Here is a 22765-nt window from a genome sequence, read left to right on the forward strand (position 1 = left end):
AACAGTCGCGGCACATGAAGTCCACCGCGGTTCACCTGCGATCGCGCAGCGCTTCTACGACCCGTGTCGAGACCTCACCGACCTCGCCTACCCCATCCACCTTGATCAGGATGTCGGCGTAGTACTCGAGCAACGGTGCCGTCTCCGACTGATACACCTGCTGGCGCCGACGAATGACGTCCTCGGTGTCGTCCGACCGGCCACGACCGAGCAACCGCTGCACGAGCGCTTCCTCGGGGACCTCCAGCTGGATAACCGCGTCCAGAGTGGTATCCACCTCGGACAGCATCTGACCGAGAACCTCGGCCTGTTTGGTGTTGCGGGGGAAGCCGTCGAGGAGGAACCCGACCTTCGCATCTGGTTCGGCAAGCCGCTCCCGAACCATCTCATTGGTCACGGAGTCCGGCACCAGCTCACCGGAATCCAGGTAACGCTTCGCCTCCTTGCCCAAGGGGGTCTGCTCACCCACATGGGCGCGGAACAGGTCACCGGTGGAGATGTGTGGCACGCCCAGCCGCTCCGACAGCGCGACGGCTTGGGTGCCCTTGCCCGCACCGGGCGGACCGACGAGAACCAGACGCGTCATCGGAGGAACCCTTCGTAGTTGCGCTGCATCAGCTGGCTTTCAATCTGCTTCATGGTGTCGAGACCGACACCGACCATGATCAGCACAGCCGTGCCGCCGAACGGGAAGTTCTGGTTCTGCCCCGGGTCGGTAACGGACAGGAAGAAGTTGGGAAGGATCGCCACCAGACCGAGGTAGATCGACCCCGGCAGAGTGATCCGGTTCAGCACGAAGCGCAGGTACTCCGCTGTCGGGCGCCCTGGCCTGATACCTGGGATGAAGCCACCGAACTTCTTCATCTCCTCGGCACGTTCGTCAACGTTGAACGTGATGGAGATGTAGAAGTACGTGAAGAACATGATCAGTGCGAAGTACAGCAGGATGTGCAGCCAGCTGGACTGATCGACGATGTAACGCTGCATGAACGCCTGCCACCCGGAGGCGTCGGTCGGGTCACCGATGAGCCGGCTGATCAGGTCCGGCAGGTACAGCAGAGAGGAACCGAAGATGACCGGAATGACACCGGCCTGGTTGACCTTGATCGGCAGGTAGGTGGAGGTCCCGCCGTACATCCGGCGCCCGATCATGCGCTTGGCGTACTGCACCGGGATGCGACGCTGCCCCTGCTCGACGAAAACCACGCTGGCGATGATCGCCAGTGCGAGCACGCAGACGAAGGCGAACACCGTTCCGCCCTGGCTGCTGAGGATGTTGGCGCCCTCGGCCGGGATCCGGGCCGCGATATTCAGGAAGATCAGCACGGACATGCCGTTGCCGACACCGCGCTCGGTGATCAGCTCGCCGAGCCACATCATCACGGCGGTACCGGCCGTCATCGTCAGCACGATCATCGCCAGCGCGTAGACACTGTTGTCCGGGATGACCGATTCCGGGCAGCCCTGGAACATCGCACCACGGTCGGCGAGCGCCACCACACCGGTCGCCTGCAGGATCGCGAGACCGATGGTGAGGTACCGGGTGTACTGGGTCAGCTTGCCCTGACCGGCCTGCCCCTCCTTCTTCAGCTCCTCGAAGCGAGGGATCACCACGGTGAGCAGCTGAACGATGATGCTCGCGGTGATATACGGCATGATGCCGGTCGAAAAAATCGACAGCTGTAGGAGAGCCCCGCCACTGAACAGGTTCAGCAGCGAGTAGATGCCCTGGTCTTCGACCTGCGCTTGACATGCCTGCACGTTGGGATAGGAGACCCCGGGCGCCGGCATGACGGCACCCACACGGTAGACCGCCACGATCATCAGCGTGAACAGGATCTTCTTGCGCAGGTCCGGCGTCGCGAGAGCCGAGCGGAAGGCGCTGAGCACGCGGGGGACCTCCTCGGCGTCGTCGGGAGTCGACCGACGATCGGCTTGGCCGGTGCTGCGACCGGCGGGAACACAGCAGTTCCCGACTCACCCACGGACGGGCAAGCCGGGAACGCTTCGGGGCATATCGGTCCCGAAGCGTGTCGCCGACTCTAACAGCCTCGCGCAGAGTAGCTGCACCGTGTGCGGCAAAAACCGACGGAGGTCGGTAGGACAGCGGCGTCCATTCCGCCGAGTGGCCGCACCTGGACCGTCCGGGAAGAGGGCTCACCGCGCTGTCTGAGGCCAGGCAACATGCGCCGGGTGGCCTCTATGTATCCGTTCACCTTCCTCCCCAGAGGCCCGACGGTTAGCCCGCTAAACGCACGGTGCGCGGGCCGGCGGGCTACGTTTAGCGGGCTAACCGTAGCCAGTCAGCACTGGGGGTTGGTTTCTTGGACGTAGATGTCCCAGGCCGGCTGGGCGGCGGGACCGTCGACGGCCACGTTGTGCACGTACCAGTAGTAGTGCCCGTAGTACCGGTCCTCGAAGTGCATCTCGTAAGTACCGACGACGCGCTGCCGCATGGGTGCGGCGAAGATGTCCACCGCCTGGTACGGCCCGAGCTCGTGACGGATCTCGTCAGCCCTGGTGGAGCTCCAGCTCCACTCCTGGGTGAAGCTGGTCTCGAAACCGGCTTCGAATATCTCCCCCAGTCGCACGCTGGCACTGATCGTGACACCGACGCTGTTGGTGGTGGTGGCCGAGGACTCCCAACGAATCACCCTGGTGGAGGTCCCCGCCGAGCAGTTCCGCGCCCCACCCGCCAGCTGGTACTCACCTCGGTAGACCTGGGGTGAGCTGGTCGGATGGAAGACGCACAGGTTAGGCACACCCCGCTCGCACTGGTCGAGCAGCTGCCGGATGGTCGGTTCATCGTGCGCCGAGGCCGCGACCGGCGCCTGCAGACCGAGCACGGTCATCATGGCGGCCGCCAGCACGGTGAGCATTCGCTTGCCAATTCTCATTCTCGGCTCCTCAACTCAGCCCGACGACCCAGGTCTCGTCATTGATGTGGCTACCGACGTCGGCATGGTCACCGCGGTACGGCCCTTCCCTGCTGCCGTCCTGCCGGTACAGCCATACCCAGCAGGTCGACCACCCCTGAACCGATGAGATCTCGTTACGCAGGACATGGTCTTCGAGAGGGAACCAGAAGTCGACGAGATCGTTCTTCGGGCAAGGCTCCGGGACCAGCAGCGTGAGCGACCGGCCACCGTAGTTGATGTGCTCGAACACCATCCCGCCGATGATCTCGGCGCTGGCGCTCGCCAGCCGCTCGCCCCGGGCGTGGGCCTGGTCGACCGTGTCGTAGCAGTCGTAGGTCTGCGAAGTCACCGAGTAGACGCAGTGCTCTTCGGGGGCGGCCGCGGCGGCGGTCGGTGCCGTCGCGAACGACAGTCCGATGGCAAGGCTCAACGCCGTGATTCCCCTCCCGCGTCTGGCGTGCCTGCCGGTTCTCGCGTGGATCACACCTACCTCCTTCCCGGGTTCGGTTCCGTTTCAGAATCGGTTCAGGTACCACATGAAACGTTCCGCCCACACTCGGTCAGGCACAACGCGACCGGCCGGTAACCGACGAAAGTCGCCTGAGGAAAGACCGACCGGCCGGAGCCATCGGAGTGAACACGCAGTGGTCGCACCATTACCCGGCAACGGCGGAGCTCGACCGGCCCGAAGTGCGTTTAGCGGGCGAACCGCGGTGCCCGGGGTACGGTTCGCCCGCTAAACGCGCTGGGGTGGGGGGTGGGTGGGTGGGGAGGACGCGAAACGGCCCGCCTGGGGGTGCCAGGCGGGCCGTTCGGGGGGGGTTGCTCAGTTGTTGGTGGTGGCGGAGCCACCGGCGGCTTCGAGCTTCTCCCGGGCGCTCTTCGAGAAGGCGTCCGCGGTGATGTCCAGCTTGACGTCGCCGACCTCGCCGTTGCCGAGCACCTTCACCAGCTTGCCCTTGCGCACCAGGCCACGGGCGGCCAGGTCCTGGGCGGTGACCGTGCCGCCGTCGGTGAACACCCTGGCGATGTCGCCCACGTTCACCGGCTGGTACTCGGTCCGGAACCGGTTGTTGAAACCACGCAGCTTCGGCAGCCGCATCTGGATGGGCATCTGCCCACCCTCGAACCCGGCGGGTACGTTCTTCCGCGCCTTGGTGCCCTTGGTGCCGCGGCCAGCGGTCTTACCCTTCGAGCTCTCGCCGCGGCCGACCCGGATCTTGCTCTTGTTCGAGCCCTCTGCCGGCCGGAGGTGGTGGATCTTGATGGCCATTACTTGACCTCCTCCACGGTCACCAGGTGCCGCACCGTGTGGATCAGGCCGCGGACCTGGGGGGTGTCCTCACGCACCACGGACTGCCGGATCTTGCGCAGCCCGAGGGTGCGCAGGGTGTCCCGGTGGTTCTGCTTGGTGCCGATCCTGCTCTTGATCTGGGTGACCTTGAGCTGTGCCATCTCAGACCTCCTGCCCCGCGCGCTGCCGCAGCATGCGGGCGGGCGCGACGTCCTCGAGCGGCAGGCCGCGACGGGCCGCGACCTCCTCCGGACGCTGCAGGCCGCGCAGGGCGGCGACGGTCGCGCGCACGATGTTGATCGCGTTGTCGCTACCGAGCGACTTGGACAGCACGTCGTGCACGCCCGCGCACTCCAGCACCGCACGCACCGGGCCACCGGCGATGACACCGGTACCGGGGCTGGCCGGGCGAAGCAGCACCACGCCCGCGGCCGCCTCACCCTGGATCGGGTGCGGGATGGTGCCGGCGATCCGGGGAACGCGGAAGAAGTTCTTCTTCGCCTCCTCGACGCCCTTGGCGATCGCCGAGGGCACCTCCTTGGCCTTGCCGTAGCCGACGCCGACCTGGCCGTCGCCGTCGCCGACGACCACCAGAGCGGTGAAGCTGAACCGACGGCCACCCTGGACCACCTTGGCCACGCGGTTGATCGCTACCACGCGCTCGAGGTGCGGGGTCTTCTCCTGGGCCGCCCCGCCACGGCCACCATCACGACGGTCCCTGCGCTCGCGGCGGTCGCCGCGCTCGCCACCGGCGGCACCCTGGCCGCCCTGGCCGCCGCCTTGCCGTGCACGTCCCGGCATCAGGCTTTCCTTCCATTCACATTCGTGGCCATCACTGTCAGAACTCCAGGCCCGCCTCGCGGGCCGCGTCGGCCAGTGCGGCGATGCGGCCGTGGTAGGCGTTGCCACCCCGGTCGAACACCGCCACGGAGACACCCGCGTTCTTCGCGCGGGCGGCCACCAGCTCGCCCACCTTGGCGGCCTTGGCCTTCTTGTCACCCTCCATCGCCCGGACGTCCGCCTCCAGGGTGGACGCCGAGGCAATGGTGTGCCCGGCGAGGTCGTCGATGAGCTGCACCGCCATGTGCCGCGAGGACCGCTTGACGGCCAGCCTCGGCCGGTCCGGCGTACCGCTGATCTTCTTGCGGAGCCGGAAGTGGCGCTTGTCCTTGGCGGCACGACGGCGGGTCGAGATGTCCTTGCCGATCGGCTTGCGCTTGATAGCCGTTTCGCTCATGATCACTTACCCGTCTTCCCGACCTTGCGGCGGATGCGCTCGCCCTCGTAGCGCAGGCCCTTGCCCTTGTACGGGTCCGGGCGCCGCAGCTTGCGAATGACCGCAGCCGTCTGGCCGACCTTCTGCTTGTCGATACCGGCCACCGAGAACTTGGTGGGGCTCTCCACGCTGAACGTGATGCCCTCCGGTGCCTGAACCGTCACCGAGTGGCTGAAGCCGAGGGCGAACTCGAGGTCCGTGCCCTTGGCCTGCACGCGGTAACCGACCCCGTAGATCTCCAACTTCTTCTCGAACCCCTCGGTGACCCCGACCACGAGGTTGTTCACCAAGGTACGGCTCAGCCCGTGCAACGAACGGTTCTCCCGCTCGTCGTCCGGCCTGCTCACCTCGATCGAGCCGTCCTCGGCGCGCGTGACGCTGATCGGCTCGGCGACCGTGTGCTCCAGGGTGCCCTTCGGCCCCTTCACCGTGACGTGCTGGCCATCGATCGTCACCTCGACCCCGGCGGGGACGGCGATCGGCAGCTTTCCGATGCGTGACATGCCTGGTCCCCCTTCCTCACCAGACGTAGGCGAGGACTTCCCCGCCCACGCCGTTGCGCTTGGCCTGCCGGTCGGTCTGCAGCCCGGAGGACGTCGAGATGATCGCGACGCCGAGGCCACCGAGGACGTTGGGCAGGTTGGTCGATTTCGCGTACACCCGCAGCCCCGGCTTGGACACTCGTCGCAGCCCCGCGATGCTGCGCTCGCGGTTGGGGCCGTACTTCATCTCGACGACGAGATTCTTGTGCTTCTCACCCGGCTCGTCGCGGAAGCTCGCGATGTAGCCCTCCCGCTTGAGGATCTCGGCGATGCTCGCCTTGAGCTTCGAGTGCGGGAGCACGACCTCGTCATGGTACGCCGAGTTCGCGTTACGCAGACGCGTCAAGAAGTCTGCGATCGGGTCGGTCATCGTCATGGTGACCTGTCAACCTTTCTCGCCCTGGTTCCCTTCCCGAGTGGCAGGGCCTGTGGCGAAGTATGGAGTCGGTGGAACCGTTACCAGCTGGACTTGCTGACGCCGGGCAGCTCGCCCGCGTGCGCCATGTCGCGCAGGCACACCCGGCAAAGTCCGAACTTGCGGAACACCGAGCGCGGCCTGCCGCACTTCTGGCAGCGGGTGTAGGCGCGCACCTTGAACTTCGGCTTCTTCGAGGCCTTGTGGATCAGCGCTTTCTTGGCCATCTCAGTTCTCCTTGAACGGGAAGCCGAGCTTGCGAAGCAGCATGCGGCCCTCGTCGTCGGTCGTGGCGGTCGTGACGACCGTGATGTCCATGCCCCGCGCGCGGTCGATGGAGTCCGGGTTGATCTCGTGGAACATCGACTGCTCGGTGAGGCCGAACGTGTAGTTGCCCCGACCGTCGAACTGCTTGCCCGACAGGCCACGGAAGTCCCGGATCCGCGGCAGCGCGATGGTCAGCAGCCGGTCGAGGAACTCCCACATCCGGTCGCCGCGCAGGGTGACCCGCGCACCGATCGGCATGCCCTCACGCAGCTTGAACTGCGCGATGGACTTGCGTGCCCTGCGCACCTCGGGCTTCTGCCCGGTGATGGTGGCCAGGTCACGCACGGCACCCTCGATCAGCTTGCTGTCCCGGGCGGCGTCGCCGATGCCCATGTTCACCACGACCTTGACCAGACCGGGGATCTGGTGCACGTTCGCGTAGTTGAACTCGTTGTCGAGCTCGGCCTTGATCTCGTCGCGGTACCGGGTCTTCAACCGCGGCACCGGGTAGGCCTCTTGTGCGGTCGTCATCAAATGTCCTTACCGGTCCTGCGCGAGACACGGACCTTCTTGCCGTCCTCGCCGATGCGATAGCCCACCCTGGTCGGCTTGCCGTCGGAGTCGACGACCTGCACGTTCGACACGTGGATGGATGCTTCCTGAGTGATGATCCCGCCGGACTGCGCACCGCGCTGGGTCTGCGTGATCCGGGTGTGCTTCTTGATCCGGTTCACACCCTCGACCAGCACCCGCTTGCGATCCGGGTAGGCCTGGATGACCTTGCCCTTCGCGCCCTTGTCCTTGCCGGCGATGACGAGGACCGTGTCGCCCTTCTTCACCTTCATCACAACACCTCCGGCGCGAGCGAGATGATCTTCATGAACTTCCGATCGCGCAGCTCGCGGCCGACCGGCCCGAAGATGCGGGTGCCCCGTGGGTCGTTGTCGTTCTTGATGAGCACGGCGGCGTTCTCGTCGAACCTGATGTAGGAGCCGTCGGGGCGACGCTTCTCCTTCACCGTGCGGACGATGACGGCCTTGACCACATCACCGCGCTTGACGTTGGCGCCCGGGATGGCGTCCTTGACGGTGGCGACGATGATGTCACCGATGCCCGCGTAGCGCCGCCCCGAGCCACCGAGCACGCGGATGGTCAGGATCTCCTTGGCACCCGTGTTGTCGGCGACTCGTAGTCGCGACTCCTGCTGGATCACGTCAACTCCTGTATGTCTCGCCGGTTCTGGATAGCCCAGCCTGGCGGAACGGAAGGGGTGGTTCCCCTGCTTACTTGGCCTTCTCCACGATCCGCACCAGCCGCCAGCGCTTGGTCGCCGAGAGTGGGCGGGTCTCCATCAGGATCACGCGGTCGCCGATGCCGGCCGTGTTCTCCTCGTCGTGCGCCTTCACCTTGGTGGTGGAGCGCATGACTTTCGCGTACCGCGCGTGCTTCTTCCGGTCCTCGAGCTGGACCACGATCGTCTTGTCCATCTTGTCCGAGACGACGTAACCCTCGCGGACCTTCCGGTAGTTCCGGCCGGAGTCGGCCTTCTGTACCGGCTGCTTCGCGATCTCTTCGATCTGCTCGCTCATGCGGCACCTTCACTTTCGGCTTCAGCATCGTCGGGGGAGACCGACAGGCCGAGCTCGCGCTCGCGCATCACCGTGTAGATGCGCGCGATGTCGGTGCGAACCGTGCGCAGCCGGCGATTGTTGTCCAACTGGCCCGTCGCCATCTGGAAACGGAGGTTGAACAGTTCTTCCTTCGATTCCTTCAGCCGCAGCACGAGCTCCTCCGCGGTGAGCTCGCGAAGTTCTGACGCCGCAACGCCTCCTGCTTTCGCCATCAGAACTCACCACCTTCACGGGTCACGATTCGGCACTTCATCGGCAGCTTGTGGATCGCGCGGCGCAGTGCCTCACGAGCCGTAGCCTCGTTCGGGAAGCTCATCTCGAACATCACCCGGCCCGGCTTGACGTTGGCGACCCACCACTCCGGGGAACCCTTACCGGAACCCATCCGGGTCTCCGCGGGCTTCTTGGTCAGTGGGCGGTCCGGGAAGATGTTGATCCAGATCTTCCCGCCACGCTTGATGTGCCGGGTCATGGCGATACGAGCGGACTCGATCTGCCGGTTGGTCACGTAGCTCTGCTCAAGCGCCTGGATGCCGTACTCGCCGAAGTGCACCTTCGTGCCGCCCTTGGCTGCGCCGGAACGGCTCGGTGAGTGCTGCTTGCGGTGCTTGACCTTGCGCGGGATGAGCACTTCTCAGCCCTCCGTCTTCTCTGCCGCGTCCGGCGAGGCCACCTGCGGCGCCTGGTTGGTCGCGACGTCCGGGTCCGATTGCCCACCGCCCTGCGCGGACGAGGACTTGCCGCCACCGGACTCCTGCGCTGCCCGCCCGACCTCGGTCGACGTGGCCGTGGTGCCCGAGGAACCGGAACGGCGCGGGCGGGAAGGACGCTCCCGGCGGGGAGCGCGCTCCTGGGCCGCGGCCGCGTCCCGCGCTTCCTTGGCCTTGAGGCCACCCACCAGGTCACCCTTGTAGATCCACACCTTCACACCGATCCGGCCGAAGGTGGTGCGGGCCTCGAAGAAGCCGTAGTCGATGTCGGCACGCAGCGTGTGCAGCGGAACCCGGCCGTCGCGGTAGTGCTCCGAACGGGACATCTCGGCACCGCCGAGGCGGCCACCGCACTGCACCCGGATGCCCTTGACCTGCGGCGAGCGCATCGAGGTCTGGATCGCCTTACGCATCGCACGGCGGAAAGCCACCCGGTTGGACAACTGCTCGGCGACCCCTTGCGCGACCAGCTGGGCATCGGACTCGGGGTTCTTCACCTCGAGGATGTTCAGCTGGACCTGCTTCTTGGTCAGCTTCTCCAGCGCGCCACGGATCCGGTCGGCCTCCGCGCCACGGCGGCCGATCACGATCCCCGGACGCGCGGTGTGGATGTCCACCCGCACCCGGTCCCGGGTGCGCTCGATCTCCACCTTGGAGATGCCTGCCCGCTCCATGCCCGTCGCCAGCAGCTTGCGGATCTTCACGTCCTCGGCGACGTACTCCGCGTACTGCTTGTCGGCGTACCAGCGGGACTTCCAGTCCGTGCTGATCCCGAGCCGGAAGCCGTGCGGGTTGATCTTCTGGCCCACTACCGGCCACCTGCCTTCTTCTTGCCGCTCTTCTTCACGTCTGCCTTGGGCCGGGACTCGACCTCGACCGTGATGTGGCTGGTCCGCTTGCGGATCCGGTAGGCACGGCCCTGAGCACGCGGGCGGATGCGCTTGAGGGTCGGACCCTCATCCGCGTACGCGTTCTTCACCCAGAGCGTGTCCGGGTCGAGGTCGAGGTTGTTCTCGGCGTTGGCCATGGCGCTGGAGAGCACCTTGGCCACCTGGCCACTGGCCGCCTGCGGCGCGAACCGGAGCACGGCCAGTGCCTCACTGGCGCTGCGACCCTTGATCAGCTCGATCACCCGGCGCACCTTGGTCGGCGAGTCCCGGACGAAGCGAGCCCGCGCCACGGCGACCGGCAGCTCCTCTGCCGTCGCAGCGTCGTTCTGGGCGTTCATCGCTTGCTTCCTTCTCGTGTTCGGCGCTCAGCGGCGGCGTGACTTGCGGTCATCCTTGACGTGGCCCTTGAAGGTCCGCGTCGGGGCGAACTCACCCAGCTTGTGACCCACCATCGCCTCGGTGACGAACACCGGCACGTGCTTGCGGCCGTCGTGCACCGCGATCGTGTGCCCCAGGAAGTCCGGGATGATCGTGGAGCGGCGGGACCAGGTCTTGATCACCGTCTTCTTGCCCAATTCGTTCAGCGCGTCCACCTTCTTGAGCAGGTGGTCGTCCACGAACGGGCCCTTTTTCAGGCTGCGCGGCATGTTCTCTTACCTCCCTGCTCAGCGCTTCTTGCCGGTACGCCGGCGGCGGACGATCATCTTGTCGCTCGGCTTGCTACGCCGAGTGCGGCCTTCCGGCCTCCCGTTCGGGTTCACCGGGTGACGGCCACCGGAGGTCTTGCCCTCACCACCACCGTGCGGGTGGTCCACCGGGTTCATCACCACACCGCGGACGGTCGGGCGCTTGCCCTTCCAGCGGCTGCGGCCCGCCTTGCCCCAGCTGATGTTCGAGTGCTCGGAGTTCCCGACCTCGCCCACGGTGGCGCGGTTGCGCACGTCCACGTTGCGGATCTCGCCCGAGGGCATCCGCAGCTGGGCGTACGGACCGTCCTTGGCGACGAGCTGCACCCGCGCACCGGCGGAGCGGGCGATCTTCGCGCCACCGCCGGGGCGGAGCTCGATCGCGTGCACCACGGTGCCGACCGGGATGTTGCGCAGCGGCAGGTTGTTGCCCGGCTTGATGTCGGCGCGCGGGCCGCTCTCGATCGGGTCGCCCTGCTTCAGCTTGTCCGGCGCGATGATGTAGCGCTTCTCACCGTCGGCGTAGTGCAGCAGCGCGATCCGAGCGGTGCGGTTCGGGTCGTACTCGATGTGCGCGACCTTGGCCGGCACGCCGTCCTTGTCGTTGCGCCGGAAGTCGATCAGCCGGTACGCCCGCTTGTGCCCACCGCCCTTGTGCCGGGTGGTGATCTTGCCGGACGAGTTACGGCCACCGCTGCCGTGCAACGGACGCAGCAGCGACTTCTCCGGCTCCGTCCTGGTGATCTCGGCGAAGTCGGCGACCGAGGAGCCCCGGCGCCCCGGGGTTGTCGGCTTGTACTTACGAATGCCCATGTCTGCTCAGTCCCTTACGCGGCGGGGCCGCCGAAGATCTCGATCGGCTTGCTCTCGGCCGACAGCGTCACGACGGCACGCTTGGTGTCCTTGCGCTTGCCGAAGCCGTACCGGGTGCGCTTGCGCTTGCCCTGGCGGTTCAGGGTGTTCACGCTGACCACCTTGACCCCGAACACCTGCTCGACCGCGATCTTGATCTGGGTCTTGTTGGCGTCCGGGCGGACCAGGAACGTGTACTTGTGGTCCTCGAGCAGCCCGTAGGACTTCTCGGAGATCACCGGCGCGACCAGGATGTCGCGGGGGTCGGGGATCGCCACCGAGCTCACTGCTGCTCACTCCCTTCAGCGGCATTGCCCTTGGCGTCCTTGGCGACGAACGCGTCGAAAGCGGCCTTCGTGAAGACCACGTCGTCGTTGACCAGGACGTCGTAGGTGTTCAGCTGGTCCGGCGTGATCAGGTGCACGTAGGACAGGTTGCGCGCGGAGCGCCAGCCGAGCTCGTCGTCCCGGTGCAGCACCAGCAGCACGCGCTTGGCCTGCGTCACGGCGGCCAGCGCCTGCTTCGCGTCCTTCGTGGACGGCTTCTCGGCACCGACCAGCTCGGTCACCACGTGCAGCTGCCCGCAGCGGGCCCGGTCGGAGAGGGCACCACGCAGCGCGGCGGCCTTCATCTTCTTCGGGGTGCGCTGGGCGTAGTCCCGCGGCTTGGGGCCGTGCACCGTGCCACCGCCGGTGAACTGCGGGGCGCGGATCGAACCCTGGCGGGCGCGGCCGGTGCCCTTCTGCCGGTACGGCTTCTTGCCGCCACCGGAGACCTCGCCGCGGGTCTTCGTCGAGTGGTTGCCCTGGCGCGCGGCGGCCAGCTGCGCCACCACCACCTGGTGCATCAGCGGCACGTTGGCCTGCACGTCGAAGATCTCCGCGGGCAGCTCGACGGTGCCGCCGGCCTCGCCGGCAGGCGTCTTCAGGTCCAGGCTGCTCACTTGCTCGCACCACCCTTCTGCGGCGCCTTCGCGGCGTCACGGACGAACACCACGCCGCCCTTCGGGCCCGGCACCGCACCCTTGATCAGCAGCAGGCCGTCGTCGGCGCGCACCGCGTACACGGTCAGCCCCTGGGTGGTGACCCGGTCGCCGCCCATCCGGCCGGCCATCCGCATGCCCTTGAACACGCGGCCCGGGGTGGCGCAGCCACCGATCGAGCCGGGCTTGCGGTGCACCGCCTGCGCACCGTGGCTCGCGCCCTGGCCGCCGAAGCCGTGCCGCTTCATCACACCCGCGAAGCCCTTGCCCTTGCTGGTGCCGGTGATGTCGACCACGGTGCCGGCGTCGAACACCTCGGCGGTGATCTCCTGGCCGACCTCGTAGGTCGTGGCATCACTGGTCCGCAACTCGGCGAGGTAGCGCCGGGGGGTGACACCCGCCCTGCCGAAGTGCCCGGTCTCGGGCTTGTTGACCTTGCGCGGGTCGATCGCGCCGAAGGCCAGCTGCACGGCCTGGTAGCCGTCGGTCTCCTCGTTGCGCACCTGGGTCACCACGTTCGGCCCGGCCTGCACGACGGTCACCGGAATCACCCGGTTCTTCTCGTCGAAGACCTGGGTCATGCCGAGCTTGGTGCCCAGGATGCCCTTCACTTGCCTGTCAGACATGAGTCTCTTATCTCCGCCGCTGCGCTCCGCTTACTGGATGTTGACGTCGACACTCGCTGGGAGGTCGATCCTCATGAGTGCGTCCACCGTCTTCGGCGTCGGGTCGAGAATGTCGATCAGACGCTTGTGCGTGCGCATTTCGAAGTGCTCGCGCGAATCCTTGTACTTGTGCGGCGAGCGAATGACGCAGTAGACGTTCTTCTCGGTGGGCAGCGGCACCGGCCCCACCACGGAGGCGCCGGTGCGCGTGACCGTCTCGACGATCTTGCGCGCGCTAGCATCGATCGCCTCGTGGTCATAGGCCTTGAGCCGGATGCGGATCTTCTGTCCCGCCATGGTGGCAGCTCGTTCCTTCTCGTCTCTTCCGTGGCCAGCCCGAACGGGTCGGTGACTGGCCCTGGAGTCTCGTGCCGCTTCTCACACCCGGCGCCGAGCGGGGCAGCTACTGCCCGCTTCGTCGCCAGTCTCCGCACGTCAACACCCTGGCTTCCGGTCCACGCGGTCGGGCGTGTCGCGCCCGGCGCACAGACCGATCCCCAGGGAGATCGCCGTGCCGTAGGTCTCTTCCGGAAGGAGCCGCCGGTAGTTTCCGAGGCCCCCGACTCGTAACCCGAGTCCTGGGCACTCGTACCAAGGTGGCCGTTTTGTCGAATCACTCCGACGAACGGCCACCCAGTGACGAGCAACCCTAATAGTGTCGCATACGCGGATTCGCAAGCCGGACCCGGGGCCAATGCGCCCCGGGTCCGGCTGGAATCACTTGACGATCTTGGTGACCTGGCCCGCGCCGACGGTACGGCCACCCTCGCGGATGGTGAACCGCAGCTCCTCGTCCATGACGACCGGCTGGATCAGCTCGACGCTGATGTCGGTGTTGTCGCCCGGCATGACCATCTCGGTGCCCTCCGGCAGGGTCACCATGCCGGTCACGTCGGTGGTCCGGAAGTAGAACTGCGGACGGTAGTTGTTGAAGAACGGCGTGTGCCGGCCACCCTCGTCCTTGGCCAGGATGTAGACCGAGGCCTCGAACTGGGTGTGCGGGGTGGTGGTGCCGGGCTTCACGACGACCTGGCCGCGCTCGACGTCCTCCCGCTTCACACCACGCAGCAGCAGACCGACGTTGTCACCGGCCTGGCCCGAGTCGAGCAGCTTGCGGAACATCTCGACGCCGGTCACGGTGGTCTTGGTCGACTTCTCGCGGATACCCACGAGCTCGACCTCTTCGTTCACGTTGATCTTGCCGCGCTCGACCCGGCCGGTCACCACGGTGCCGCGACCGGTGATGGTGAACACGTCCTCGATCGGCATCAGGAACGGCTTGTCGATCTCCCGCGCCGGGTCCGGGACGTTGTCGTCCACGGCGTTCATCAGCTCGAGGACGCTCTGCTGCCACTTCTCGTCGCCCTCGAGGGCCTGCAGCGCGGACACGCGGACCACCGGGGCGTCGTCGCCGGGGAACTCCTGGGAGTTCAGCAGCTCACGGACCTCCAGCTCGACGAGCTCGAGGATCTCCTCGTCGTCCACCATGTCGGCCTTGTTCAGCGCCACCACGATGTAGGGCACGTTGACCTGGCGGGCGAGCAGCACGTGCTCCCGGGTCTGCGGCATCGGGCCGTCGGTCGCCGCGACCACCAGGATGGCGCCGTCCATCTGCGCCGCACCGGTGATCATGTTCTTGATGTAGTCGGCGTGACCGGGAGCGTCCACGTGCGCGTAGTGCCGCTTCTCGGTCTGGTACTCGACGTGCGCGATGTTGATCGTAATACCGCGCTGCTTCTCCTCGGGCGCGTTGTCGATCATGTCGAACGCGGATACCTGGTTCAGCTCCGGGTATTTGTTGTGCAGCACCTGGGTGATCGCCGCGGTGAGCGTGGTCTTGCCATGGTCGACGTGACCGATGGTGCCGATGTTCACGTGCGGCTTGTCCCGCTCGAACTTCGCCTTCGCCACTGGAATGTCCTCCTGGACTTTTGCTTTCCTGCCGCCGCTCAGCGTGGCTGCGTCGCGGCGGGTCATCTGGTCAGTTGTGCGGACCTGGGCGACCCGCGTTGGGGGGTGGCTACCGGGGTACTACTCCCCGGTAGCCTTCGCGATGATCTCCTTGGCGACGTTCGAAGGAACCTCACCGTAGGAGTCGAACTGCATGGAGTAGTTCGCACGACCCTGGGTCTTGGACCGCAGGTCGCCCACGTACCCGAACATCTCCGACAGCGGAACCAGAGCCTTCACGACACGGGTGCCCGCGCGCTCCTCCATGGCCTGAATGTGACCACGGCGGGAGTTCAGGTCGCCGATGACGTCGCCCATGTACTCCTCGGGCGTGGTCACCTCGACGGCCATCATCGGCTCCAGCAGTACCGGGCCCGCCTTCTTCGCGGCTTCCTTCATCGCCATCGAACCGGCGACCTTGAACGCCATCTCCGAAGAGTCGACCTCGTGGTACGCACCATCCAACAAGGTGAGCTTCAACCCGACCAGCGGGTAGCCGGCCAGCACGCCGTACTGCATGGCGTCCTGGGCGCCCGCGTCGACCGACGGGATGTACTCCCGCGGCACGCGACCACCGGTGACCTCGTTGGCGAACTCGTAGAGTGCACCGTCCCCAGTCTGCAGCGGCTCCAGCTTGATGATCACCCTGGCGAACTGACCGGAGCCACCGGTCTGCTTCTTGTGCGTGTACTCGTGCTTCTCGACCGTCTTGCGGATGGTCTCCCGGTAGGCGACCTGCGGCTTACCGATGTTCGCCTCGACCTTGAAGTCGGACTTCATCCGGTTCACCAGCACCTCGAGGTGAAGCTCGCCCATCCCCTTGATGATGGTCTGGCCGGTCTCCTCGTCCTGGTTGACCTGGAAGGTCGGGTCCTCGTCGGCCAGCTTCTGGATCGCGGTCGAGAGCTTCTCCTGGTCGGCCTTGGTCTTCGGCTCGATGGCCACCTCGATGACCGGCGCGGGGAAGGTCATCGACTCCAGCACGATCGGGTTCTGCGGGTCGGCGAGCGTGTCCCCGGTGGTGGTGTCCTTCAGGCCCTGCACCGCGTAGATGTGCCCGGCCTGTGCCTCGTCGACCGGGTTCTCCTTGTTGGAGTGCATCTGGAAGAGCTTGCCGATGCGCTCCTTGCGCTCCTTGGTCGCGTTCATGATCTGAGTGCCCGAGGAGACCTTGCCGGAGTAGACCCGGATGTAGGTCAGCTTGCCGTAGAACGGGTGCACCGCGACCTTGGACACCAGCGCCGCGAACGGCTCCTGGGTGGAGGGCTTGCGGCTCGCGGGGGTCTCGCCATCGCGCAGCAGGCCCTCCACCGGCGGCACGTCCAGCGGCGAGGGCAGGTAGTCGATCACCGCGTCCAGCATGGGCTGCACGCCCTTGTTCTTGAACGCGGAGCCGGCCAGCACCGGGAACGCGGTCCGGTCGACGGTCAGCTTGCGGATCCCGGCCTTGATCTCGTCCTCGGTCAGCTCCTCGCCGCCGAAGTACTTCTCCATCAGCTCGTCGTCGGTCTCGGCGACCGCCTCGATGAGCTTGTCCCGGTACTCCGTGGCCCGCTCGGCGAGGTCGGCCGGGATGTCCTCGACCTCGTAGTCCTCGCCCTTCTTGACGTCTCCGCGCCAGGTCAGGGCCTTCATCCGGACCAGGTCGACGACGCCCTCGAAGCCGCTCTCCGCGCCGATCGGCAGCTGGATGACCAGCGGGCGGGCACCGAGACGCTCCTCGATGGTCCGCACCGTGAAGTAGAAGTCCGCGCCCAGCTTGTCCATCTTGTTGACGAAGCAGATCCGGGGGACCTCGTACTTGTCGGCCTGCCGCCAGACCTGCTCGGACTGCGGCTCGACGCCTTCCTTGCCGTCGAAAACGGCGACCGCACCGTCGAGCACCCGCAGCGACCGCTCCACCTCGACGGTGAAGTCGACGTGCCCGGGGGTGTCGATGATGTTGATCTGGTAGTCGGTCCAGAAGGTGGTGGTGGCAGCCGAGGTGATGGTGATACCCCGCTTCTGCTCCTCCTCCATCCAGTCCATCGTCGCGGCGCCGTCGTGCACCTCGCCGATCTTGTAGTTGATCCCGGTGTAGTAAAGGACCCGCTCAGTCGTGGTGGTCTTACCGGCGTCGATGTGGGCCATGATGCCGATGTTGCGGACCTTGTTCAGGTCGGTCAGCACGTCACGTGCCACTTCAATGTCCCCTGTCTCAAGCGTGGGGCCCTGGCTGGCTCCTGGCGCAGCCGGGCGGTGTTACCACCGGTAGTGGGCGAAGGCCTTGTTCGACTCGGCCATCTTGTGCGTGTCCTCGCGGCGCTTCACGCTGGCCCCGAGGCCGTTGCTCGCGTCGAGCAGCTCGTTCTGCAGGCGCTCGATCATGGTCTTCTCGCGGCGCTGCTGCGAGAACCTCACGATCCAGCGCAGGGCAAGGGTCGTCGAGCGACCGGGCTTGACCTCGATCGGCACCTGGTAGGTGGCGCCACCGACGCGGCGGCTCTTCACCTCGAGGGTGGGCTTCACGTTGTCGAGCGCGCGCTTCAGCGTGACGACCGGGTCGGTGCCGGTCTTCTCGCGAGCGCCTTCCAGTGCGCCATACACGATCCGTTCGGCAAGCGAGCGCTTGCCGTCCTTCAGCACCTTGTTCACCAGCTGGGTGACCAGCGGGGAGCTGTAGACCGGATCGGAGATCAGCGGCCGCTTCGGGGCCGGACCCTTGCGGGGCATATCAGCTCTTCTCCTTCTTCGCGCCGTACCGACTGCGCGCCTGCTTGCGGTTCTTCACGCCCTGCGTGTCCAGCGAACCGCGGATGATCTTGTAACGGACACCCGGCAGGTCCTTCACACGACCACCACGAACCAGCACCATCGAGTGCTCCTGGAGGTTGTGCCCCTCACCGGGAATGTAGGCGGTGACCTCGATGCCGCTGGTCAGCTTCACACGCGCGACCTTGCGCAGCGCCGAGTTCGGCTTCTTCGGCGTGGTGGTGTACACGCGGGTGCACACGCCGCGCCGCTGCGGGCTCCCCTTGAGCGCCGCGGTCTTCTGCTTGGCAGCCTTGTCCTGGCGGCCCTTACGGACCAGCTGCTGGATCGTGGGCAATGGACCAGCTTTCTGTCGCGTCCTGCTTGTCTCTATCTGTCGAGCCGTCAGCGTCCCGATAGCTCTCGTTGGTGGTCACCCCGGCCCCCGCGGTCGGGCGTGTCGGCCCGCGTCAGGATCACAAGATCCGGTAACTTCCCGTCAGGATTTCCGAGGGACCCCGCCTGACCCCGGCCGGCAAGCCGGATACCGGGGGCATCCGACCGTGGCCGAATGGCACGCGGAGCGGCCCGACGTCTGCCGGGCACGGTCGTCAAAGATACCCGCCCGTGTTCACGTCGGCCAAATCGGGGGTGGTTTGTGCCGGGCGGCCCGGCACGGGGGTGGCTCGCGAGGTCCAGCCTACCGGATCACCGAGGCCGATGCCCGCGGCGGAACGCGCCGGAGGGGTCGCCGCGCCCCGGCCCGAGCCAACCGGGAAGATCTGCGCCTGACCACCAGGGCACGGCCAAGGAGGCGACCTTGTCACCGGAGTTCGAGCAGCTCGTCGCGCAGTTCGAGCAGTTCCAGTCGAAGATGAAGCGGGTCGACGACCGGTTCGCGAACATCGCGGACATGCAGGGCGAGCTGAGCCGGCTGGAGGCGGTGGCCACCTCGCCGGACCGCTCGGTCACGGTGGTCGCCGGGCCAGGGGGGTCTGTCAAGGACATTCGACTCACCGATGCCGCGCTCAAGCAGCGCCCGGACGCGCTCGCGCAGGCGCTGATGTCCACCCTGCACGAAGCGGTCGCCGAGTCGGCCCGGAAGCAGGCCGGCATCGTCGACACCCATATGGGTGATGACCTGCAGCTCACCGAGCAGGTCCTGGAGACCCAGGCCGAGGTGCTGGGCACCAGCGTGGAGGACCTCCGGGCCCGGATGGCGGACGCCGCGCCCGCCCCGCGGCCGGTGACGGAGGAGCGCCAGGACGACTACTCCGAGCGGTCCTTCCTCCGGCCGGCAGACCCGGAGCAGAACCCTCCCTCGCCGCCCGCGAGCCCGAGTGGGTCCGCGGGTGACGACTTCCTCAAGAAGCTGTTCGACGAGGACGACCGCTGACGACCGGGCCGCCCGCCGTCCGCACCGGCCGCCGCGGGGCGCGATCCCCGCCGTGCGCGCCGCGTCTCCCCACCCCACTCCCCTGGCTCCCACCCGGTGCGTTTCGCGGGCGAACCGTCGTGGGCGGCGGCCGGGACCGGCGCCGGGCACAAAATTTCGCCAAATATGTCACTATGAATGCAGGCGCCTTACCGGCGTCCGATAACATACGACAACTGGGGAAAACCGTGAACGCTGACTACTGGCATGGCCGGACCGTCCTCGTCACCGGGGGAAAGGGATTCATCGGGGCACACTTCGCCGAGGAATTGACCGCCGCCGGGGCGCGGGTCATCTCGCTGCACCGGGACGCGAGCGGGCAGGGAAACGTCACCGAGGTGAATGATCTCGGAATTCAGGAGATCGAAGTCGACCTGCTGTCGACCCTTGACGTCAACGCACTTTTCCGGTATGCGGCCGCGAAGGTCGACACGCTCATCCACTGCGCCGCGATCGACGGTAACTCCGAGTTCAAGAGGAACAACTTCGGATCGATACTGGACTCGAACATCCGGATCACGTCCAACGTGCTCAACGGCGCTCGAGACCACCACATCCCCAACGTCGTCATGCTGAGCTCCACCGAGGTCTACGCGAGCGACCAGGTCGACCTCATCGCCGAGGAGGACGACTACCGGTCGAAAATGGAACTGTCCGGCGATGGTTACCGGCTGTCCAAGGTTTTCGCCGAACTGCTGGCCGACGCCTACCGGAAACAGTTCGACATGCGCATTCTGCTGGCCAGGCCGACGAATGTCTACGGGCCGGGTGACGGGACCAACCCGCGCTCGCAACGGGTGATACCGACCATGATGAGCCGTATCTCTTCCGGCCAGCCGATAAACATCTGGGGAGACGGGCGGCAGCGACGCTCTTTCATCTACGTCAAGGATCTCGTACACGCGGTCCTGCAGCTGTCCGCGAAAGGATCCTACGACACGTTCAACATATCCACACCGCGGCTGGTTTCCCTGCTGGAACTCGCCAAGTTGCTGTACCGCGAATTCGACGTCGCCGAGCGCATCGAGCTCGAACCGGACAAACCGGGTGGAGCCGCGGTGCGCGAGCTGGACACGACGAAGATGTTCGACGTCATCGACTTCGCGCCGAGGGAGCTGGAGGACGGGCTCGCCGAGACCGTCGCCTGGTACCGGCGAACCCAGTCCGGCGACCCGTCAGGCGGGACGCTCCCGCCCGATCCAACCCGGCAGTGAGCCCTCGGCGTTCCTGCCCTTCTCCAGGAACGCGAGGTTGTGGTAGAAGTGCGCGCCGGTCAGCGTCCGGTCGAACTCGGTCGGCTCGTGGTGCCCGGCCGGCTCGTACTCCTCGTGGTTCAGGCCGTCCAGTAGCTGCTTCAGCAGTCCCATCGTGGTGGTCGGCTCGTTCAACCGTTCGGAGCTGCCGCCGTAGGCGGGCCAGTACGAGGTCTGCAGGTCCTCGATGACGTACAGCCCACCGGACACCAGGTGCGGGAACAGCGTGCGAAGCGCGGTGGTGACGTCCGGGCAGTAGTGGCTGCCGTCGTCGATGATGATGTCAACCGGCCCGATGTCGGTCACCAGTGACTCCAGGAAGGCGGGATCGGACTGGTCCCCCCGCACCGTGACGATGCGCTGCTCGGCCAGCGGGGCCTTGTCGAAGACGTCCACGCCGTAGATGAGCGCTCGCGGGAAGAACCGTTTCCACATCCGCAGCGAGCCACCCCCGGCGGCGGGGTCGTCGTACCCGCCGATACCGAGTTCCAGGATGGTCAGGGGCCGGTCCCGCAACGGGCGGAAGTGACGCTCGTAGTGCGGCGTGTAATAGTGCAGGCCCCATTTGTCCGAACCGCTGCGCAGGGAGAGCCCCGCCAGGTCGATCGGCTGGTCCTCCAACCCACTCAGCAGGTGCTGGACCACGGGAACGACATGCATGTTCCCGGCGAGGGCCTGCTGGTCCTCGAAGTCACGCCAGTGAATCCTTCGATCAGTCCCGTGGCGGGCGCCGGGCGGGCCGAAAACCGCGCGGTTGACCTGGACGAGATCGAGCTCGACCCTGGCGTGCGGCGCCTCCTCGCCGGCGGGCGCCGGTTCGGTGCGCGTACCGCTCGAGGTCACCGCATGCGCGAAAACCTTGCCCTCGAAGGAAAAGTCGAACGACACGGTGATCGGGCGCTCGGCGAGCTGCGGAATGGTACCCAGTTCCGCCCGGTGCACCAGTTCATCGACCAGGATGGCGGCGACCCGGTCGGGGCCCACCCGCGTCACGGTCGAGGCGATCTGTTCGGCACTGCCGCCCGCGGCCAGTATCAGCGACCGGAGTTCCTCGGTGTCCCTGCCGGCTTCCATCAGTCTTGTCCTCCCGCTGCGACTCGAGGAATTCCCCTTGCTGTGATGACGAAAGCAATCCTGCCGCCAGCACACCGGTGACGGCAACCGAATCATCCGCGTTGTCAGCTTGCTCTCAGGCGGAACCTCCGAACGGCTATTGACATCGACGTCCCTGCTGTTAGCGTCATAAGCGCTACTGGGGAAAGGGGCGGCCCGTGTGGTTGACCCTCTCGTAAGTCAACTCTGCTCACCAGCGACGGCGACGTAACCGGGGACCGTCCGAAATGGCGTGTTCTCTGCCGATGGCGAACTGCCAGCGTGCCGGCAAAGTTGCCGGCACGCCGCACCGATATCCACGATCCGGAGGAAGAATGTCGGTGGACCAGGAAAACTCGCGAACGCACGAAGGTGCCGCGTGGGCCGCGAGCCGGGACGCGTATCTCGACCTGATGAAACGCTGCCTGACCCGGTACGGTGACGGTGAGATCTTTCTCGCCGGTCCGCTCGAGAAGCCGACCTGGGCCACCGACGACAGCACGACCATGCAGGACCTCGCGGAGGGCAAGTACGCGCACCAGGACGCCGACACGATGCTCGGCTGGTACCGCCTGGACAACGTGCGGCAGTGCATGGAACGCGCGCTGGAAGAGGGAATCCCCGGCGACTTCGTGGAAACCGGGGTCTGGCGCGGCGGCACCTGCATGTTCATGCGGGCCGTGCTGCGGGCATGGGACGTGCGGGACAGGGCGGTCTGGGTCGCCGACTCCTTCAACGGCTTCCCGCCGCCGGACGTTGAGCAGTATCCGGCCGACGCGCGCTTCGCCAGCCCGCTGGCACAGCAGTCCCTCGACGCCATGCCGTACTCGCACTCGATCGGTCTCGCCGAGGTGCAGTCCCGCTTCCGCCGCTACGGGTTGCTCGACGATCAGGTGCGTTTCCTGCCCGGCTACTTCCGCGACACCATCCCGCAGTCGCCGATCGAGCAGGTCGCCGTACTGCGGCTGGACGGCGACTTGTACGAGTCGACCGACGTGGTGCTCCGGCACCTGTACGACCGGCTGTCCGTCGGCGGCTACTGCATCATCGACGACTACAGCCTGGACCCCTGCGTGCGAGCCGTCGAGGACTTCCGGGCCGAGCGCGGCATCACCGACCCCATCGAGAAGATCGACTGGACCGGCGTCTACTGGCGCAAGACCGCGGCCTGAAGGGT

At 66.5% G+C, this 22765-nt stretch carries 33 protein-coding genes; 3 read left to right on the forward strand and 30 right to left on the reverse strand.

What is annotated here, in order from left to right; genetic code table 11:
• Positions 1-31: 31 nt before the first annotated feature.
• The 29 genes from FB471_RS14480 to rpsL all read right to left on the reverse strand — a co-directional run bounded on the left by FB471_RS14480 (position 32) and on the right by rpsL (position 18166).
• The gene (locus FB471_RS14480; protein WP_141998685.1) at positions 32-586 is read right to left on the reverse strand and encodes an adenylate kinase; all 555 of its coding nucleotides are present in this window, start codon (positions 584-586) and stop codon (positions 32-34) included.
• Positions 583-1890, reverse strand: a complete 1308-nt coding sequence (gene secY, locus FB471_RS14485; protein ID WP_141998687.1) for a preprotein translocase subunit SecY — start codon at positions 1888-1890, stop codon at positions 583-585. The genes FB471_RS14480 and secY overlap by 4 nt, the downstream gene beginning before the upstream one ends.
• Positions 1891-2303: 413 nt before the next feature.
• On the reverse strand, positions 2304-2897 hold the full coding sequence (locus tag FB471_RS14490) for a hypothetical protein (RefSeq protein ID WP_246076405.1): 594 nt from the start codon (positions 2895-2897) through the stop codon (positions 2304-2306).
• Between the two features lie 10 nt (positions 2898-2907).
• A complete protein-coding gene (locus FB471_RS14495; protein WP_246076406.1) occupies positions 2908-3402 on the reverse strand; it encodes a hypothetical protein in 495 nt (164 codons plus the stop codon).
• A gap of 342 nt (positions 3403-3744) precedes the next feature.
• Positions 3745-4191: a 50S ribosomal protein L15 gene (gene rplO, locus FB471_RS14500; RefSeq protein WP_141998689.1), complete on the reverse strand. Its 447-nt coding sequence runs from the start codon at positions 4189-4191 to the stop codon at positions 3745-3747.
• Entirely contained in the window at positions 4191-4373 is a 183-nt protein-coding gene (gene rpmD, locus FB471_RS14505; protein ID WP_141998691.1) for a 50S ribosomal protein L30, read from the reverse strand. The genes rplO and rpmD overlap by 1 nt, the downstream gene beginning before the upstream one ends.
• 1 nt (position 4374) lies before the next feature.
• Positions 4375-5013, reverse strand: a complete 639-nt coding sequence (gene rpsE / locus FB471_RS14510) for a 30S ribosomal protein S5 (protein WP_141998693.1) — start codon at positions 5011-5013, stop codon at positions 4375-4377.
• Positions 5014-5050: 37 nt separating this feature from the next.
• Positions 5051-5449 (reverse strand): 50S ribosomal protein L18, encoded by a 399-nt coding sequence (gene rplR, locus FB471_RS14515; protein WP_141998695.1) that lies wholly within the window; start codon positions 5447-5449, stop codon positions 5051-5053.
• 2 nt (positions 5450-5451) lie between these two features.
• A complete protein-coding gene (rplF, locus tag FB471_RS14520) occupies positions 5452-5991 on the reverse strand; it encodes a 50S ribosomal protein L6 (protein ID WP_141998697.1) in 540 nt (179 codons plus the stop codon).
• A 16-nt stretch (positions 5992-6007) separates the two neighbouring features.
• The gene (gene rpsH / locus FB471_RS14525; RefSeq protein WP_141998699.1) at positions 6008-6406 is read right to left on the reverse strand and encodes a 30S ribosomal protein S8; all 399 of its coding nucleotides are present in this window, start codon (positions 6404-6406) and stop codon (positions 6008-6010) included.
• 80 nt (positions 6407-6486) lie between these two features.
• Entirely contained in the window at positions 6487-6672 is a 186-nt protein-coding gene (locus tag FB471_RS14530; RefSeq protein WP_141998701.1) for a type Z 30S ribosomal protein S14, read from the reverse strand.
• 1 nt (position 6673) lies between these two features.
• Positions 6674-7243: a 50S ribosomal protein L5 gene (gene rplE / locus FB471_RS14535; protein WP_141998703.1), complete on the reverse strand. Its 570-nt coding sequence runs from the start codon at positions 7241-7243 to the stop codon at positions 6674-6676.
• The gene (rplX, locus tag FB471_RS14540; RefSeq protein ID WP_141998705.1) at positions 7243-7557 is read right to left on the reverse strand and encodes a 50S ribosomal protein L24; all 315 of its coding nucleotides are present in this window, start codon (positions 7555-7557) and stop codon (positions 7243-7245) included. The genes rplE and rplX overlap by 1 nt, the downstream gene beginning before the upstream one ends.
• Positions 7557-7925 (reverse strand): 50S ribosomal protein L14, encoded by a 369-nt coding sequence (gene rplN, locus FB471_RS14545; RefSeq protein WP_007023270.1) that lies wholly within the window; start codon positions 7923-7925, stop codon positions 7557-7559. The genes rplX and rplN overlap by 1 nt, the downstream gene beginning before the upstream one ends.
• A 70-nt stretch (positions 7926-7995) precedes the next feature.
• Positions 7996-8301, reverse strand: a complete 306-nt coding sequence (gene rpsQ / locus FB471_RS14550) for a 30S ribosomal protein S17 (protein ID WP_141998708.1) — start codon at positions 8299-8301, stop codon at positions 7996-7998.
• A complete protein-coding gene (gene rpmC / locus FB471_RS14555) occupies positions 8298-8555 on the reverse strand; it encodes a 50S ribosomal protein L29 (protein WP_141998710.1) in 258 nt (85 codons plus the stop codon). Before rpmC ends, rpsQ begins: the two co-directional genes overlap by 4 nt.
• A complete protein-coding gene (gene rplP, locus FB471_RS14560) occupies positions 8555-8974 on the reverse strand; it encodes a 50S ribosomal protein L16 (protein WP_141998712.1) in 420 nt (139 codons plus the stop codon). The genes rpmC and rplP overlap by 1 nt, the downstream gene beginning before the upstream one ends.
• Positions 8975-8977: 3 nt before the next feature.
• A complete protein-coding gene (gene rpsC / locus FB471_RS14565) occupies positions 8978-9862 on the reverse strand; it encodes a 30S ribosomal protein S3 (protein WP_141998714.1) in 885 nt (294 codons plus the stop codon).
• Positions 9862-10281: a 50S ribosomal protein L22 gene (gene rplV, locus FB471_RS14570; RefSeq protein WP_141998716.1), complete on the reverse strand. Its 420-nt coding sequence runs from the start codon at positions 10279-10281 to the stop codon at positions 9862-9864. The genes rpsC and rplV overlap by 1 nt, the downstream gene beginning before the upstream one ends.
• A gap of 27 nt (positions 10282-10308) precedes the next feature.
• Entirely contained in the window at positions 10309-10590 is a 282-nt protein-coding gene (gene rpsS / locus FB471_RS14575) for a 30S ribosomal protein S19 (protein WP_141998718.1), read from the reverse strand.
• A gap of 18 nt (positions 10591-10608) precedes the next feature.
• Positions 10609-11442: a 50S ribosomal protein L2 gene (gene rplB, locus FB471_RS14580; RefSeq protein ID WP_141998720.1), complete on the reverse strand. Its 834-nt coding sequence runs from the start codon at positions 11440-11442 to the stop codon at positions 10609-10611.
• Positions 11443-11456: 14 nt separating this feature from the next.
• A complete protein-coding gene (gene rplW / locus FB471_RS14585) occupies positions 11457-11768 on the reverse strand; it encodes a 50S ribosomal protein L23 (RefSeq protein ID WP_141998722.1) in 312 nt (103 codons plus the stop codon).
• Positions 11765-12424 carry a 50S ribosomal protein L4 gene (gene rplD, locus FB471_RS14590; RefSeq protein ID WP_141998723.1) on the reverse strand — a complete coding sequence of 220 codons (660 nt, stop codon included), beginning with the start codon at positions 12422-12424 and terminating at the stop codon, positions 11765-11767. The genes rplW and rplD overlap by 4 nt, the downstream gene beginning before the upstream one ends.
• Entirely contained in the window at positions 12421-13089 is a 669-nt protein-coding gene (gene rplC, locus FB471_RS14595) for a 50S ribosomal protein L3 (protein ID WP_141998725.1), read from the reverse strand. The genes rplD and rplC overlap by 4 nt, the downstream gene beginning before the upstream one ends.
• Positions 13090-13119: 30 nt before the next feature.
• A complete protein-coding gene (rpsJ, locus tag FB471_RS14600; protein WP_003883485.1) occupies positions 13120-13425 on the reverse strand; it encodes a 30S ribosomal protein S10 in 306 nt (101 codons plus the stop codon).
• A gap of 420 nt (positions 13426-13845) precedes the next feature.
• Positions 13846-15039 carry an elongation factor Tu gene (gene tuf, locus FB471_RS14605; RefSeq protein ID WP_142001943.1) on the reverse strand — a complete coding sequence of 398 codons (1194 nt, stop codon included), beginning with the start codon at positions 15037-15039 and terminating at the stop codon, positions 13846-13848.
• A gap of 120 nt (positions 15040-15159) precedes the next feature.
• A complete protein-coding gene (gene fusA, locus FB471_RS14610) occupies positions 15160-17259 on the reverse strand; it encodes an elongation factor G (RefSeq protein ID WP_141998727.1) in 2100 nt (699 codons plus the stop codon).
• A gap of 60 nt (positions 17260-17319) precedes the next feature.
• Positions 17320-17790 (reverse strand): 30S ribosomal protein S7, encoded by a 471-nt coding sequence (rpsG, locus tag FB471_RS14615; protein WP_141998729.1) that lies wholly within the window; start codon positions 17788-17790, stop codon positions 17320-17322.
• A 1-nt stretch (position 17791) separates the two neighbouring features.
• The gene (gene rpsL / locus FB471_RS14620; protein ID WP_003102113.1) at positions 17792-18166 is read right to left on the reverse strand and encodes a 30S ribosomal protein S12; all 375 of its coding nucleotides are present in this window, start codon (positions 18164-18166) and stop codon (positions 17792-17794) included.
• A gap of 462 nt (positions 18167-18628) precedes the next feature.
• Here rpsL and FB471_RS14625 point away from each other — a divergent pair, with 462 nt between their 5' ends.
• On the forward strand, positions 18629-19204 hold the full coding sequence (locus FB471_RS14625; RefSeq protein WP_141998731.1) for a YbaB/EbfC family nucleoid-associated protein: 576 nt from the start codon (positions 18629-18631) through the stop codon (positions 19202-19204).
• Positions 19205-19323: 119 nt separating this feature from the next.
• Positions 19324-20457 (forward strand): NAD-dependent epimerase/dehydratase family protein, encoded by a 1134-nt coding sequence (locus FB471_RS14630; RefSeq protein WP_141998733.1) that lies wholly within the window; start codon positions 19324-19326, stop codon positions 20455-20457.
• Here the strand turns inward: FB471_RS14630 and FB471_RS14635 are convergent.
• Positions 20419-21570, reverse strand: coding sequence for a class I SAM-dependent methyltransferase (locus FB471_RS14635; RefSeq protein ID WP_141998735.1), 1152 nt, complete (start codon positions 21568-21570; stop codon positions 20419-20421). The genes FB471_RS14630 and FB471_RS14635 overlap by 39 nt on opposite strands.
• Positions 21571-21923: 353 nt before the next feature.
• Here FB471_RS14635 and FB471_RS14640 point away from each other — a divergent pair, with 353 nt between their 5' ends.
• Complete coding sequence (locus tag FB471_RS14640) at positions 21924-22760, forward strand: TylF/MycF/NovP-related O-methyltransferase (protein WP_141998737.1); 837 nt, start codon at positions 21924-21926, stop codon at positions 22758-22760.
• Positions 22761-22765: the final 5 nt, after the last annotated feature.

Source organism: Amycolatopsis cihanbeyliensis (genome assembly GCF_006715045.1).
GTDB classification, from domain to species: Bacteria; Actinomycetota; Actinomycetes; order Mycobacteriales; family Pseudonocardiaceae; genus Amycolatopsis; species Amycolatopsis cihanbeyliensis.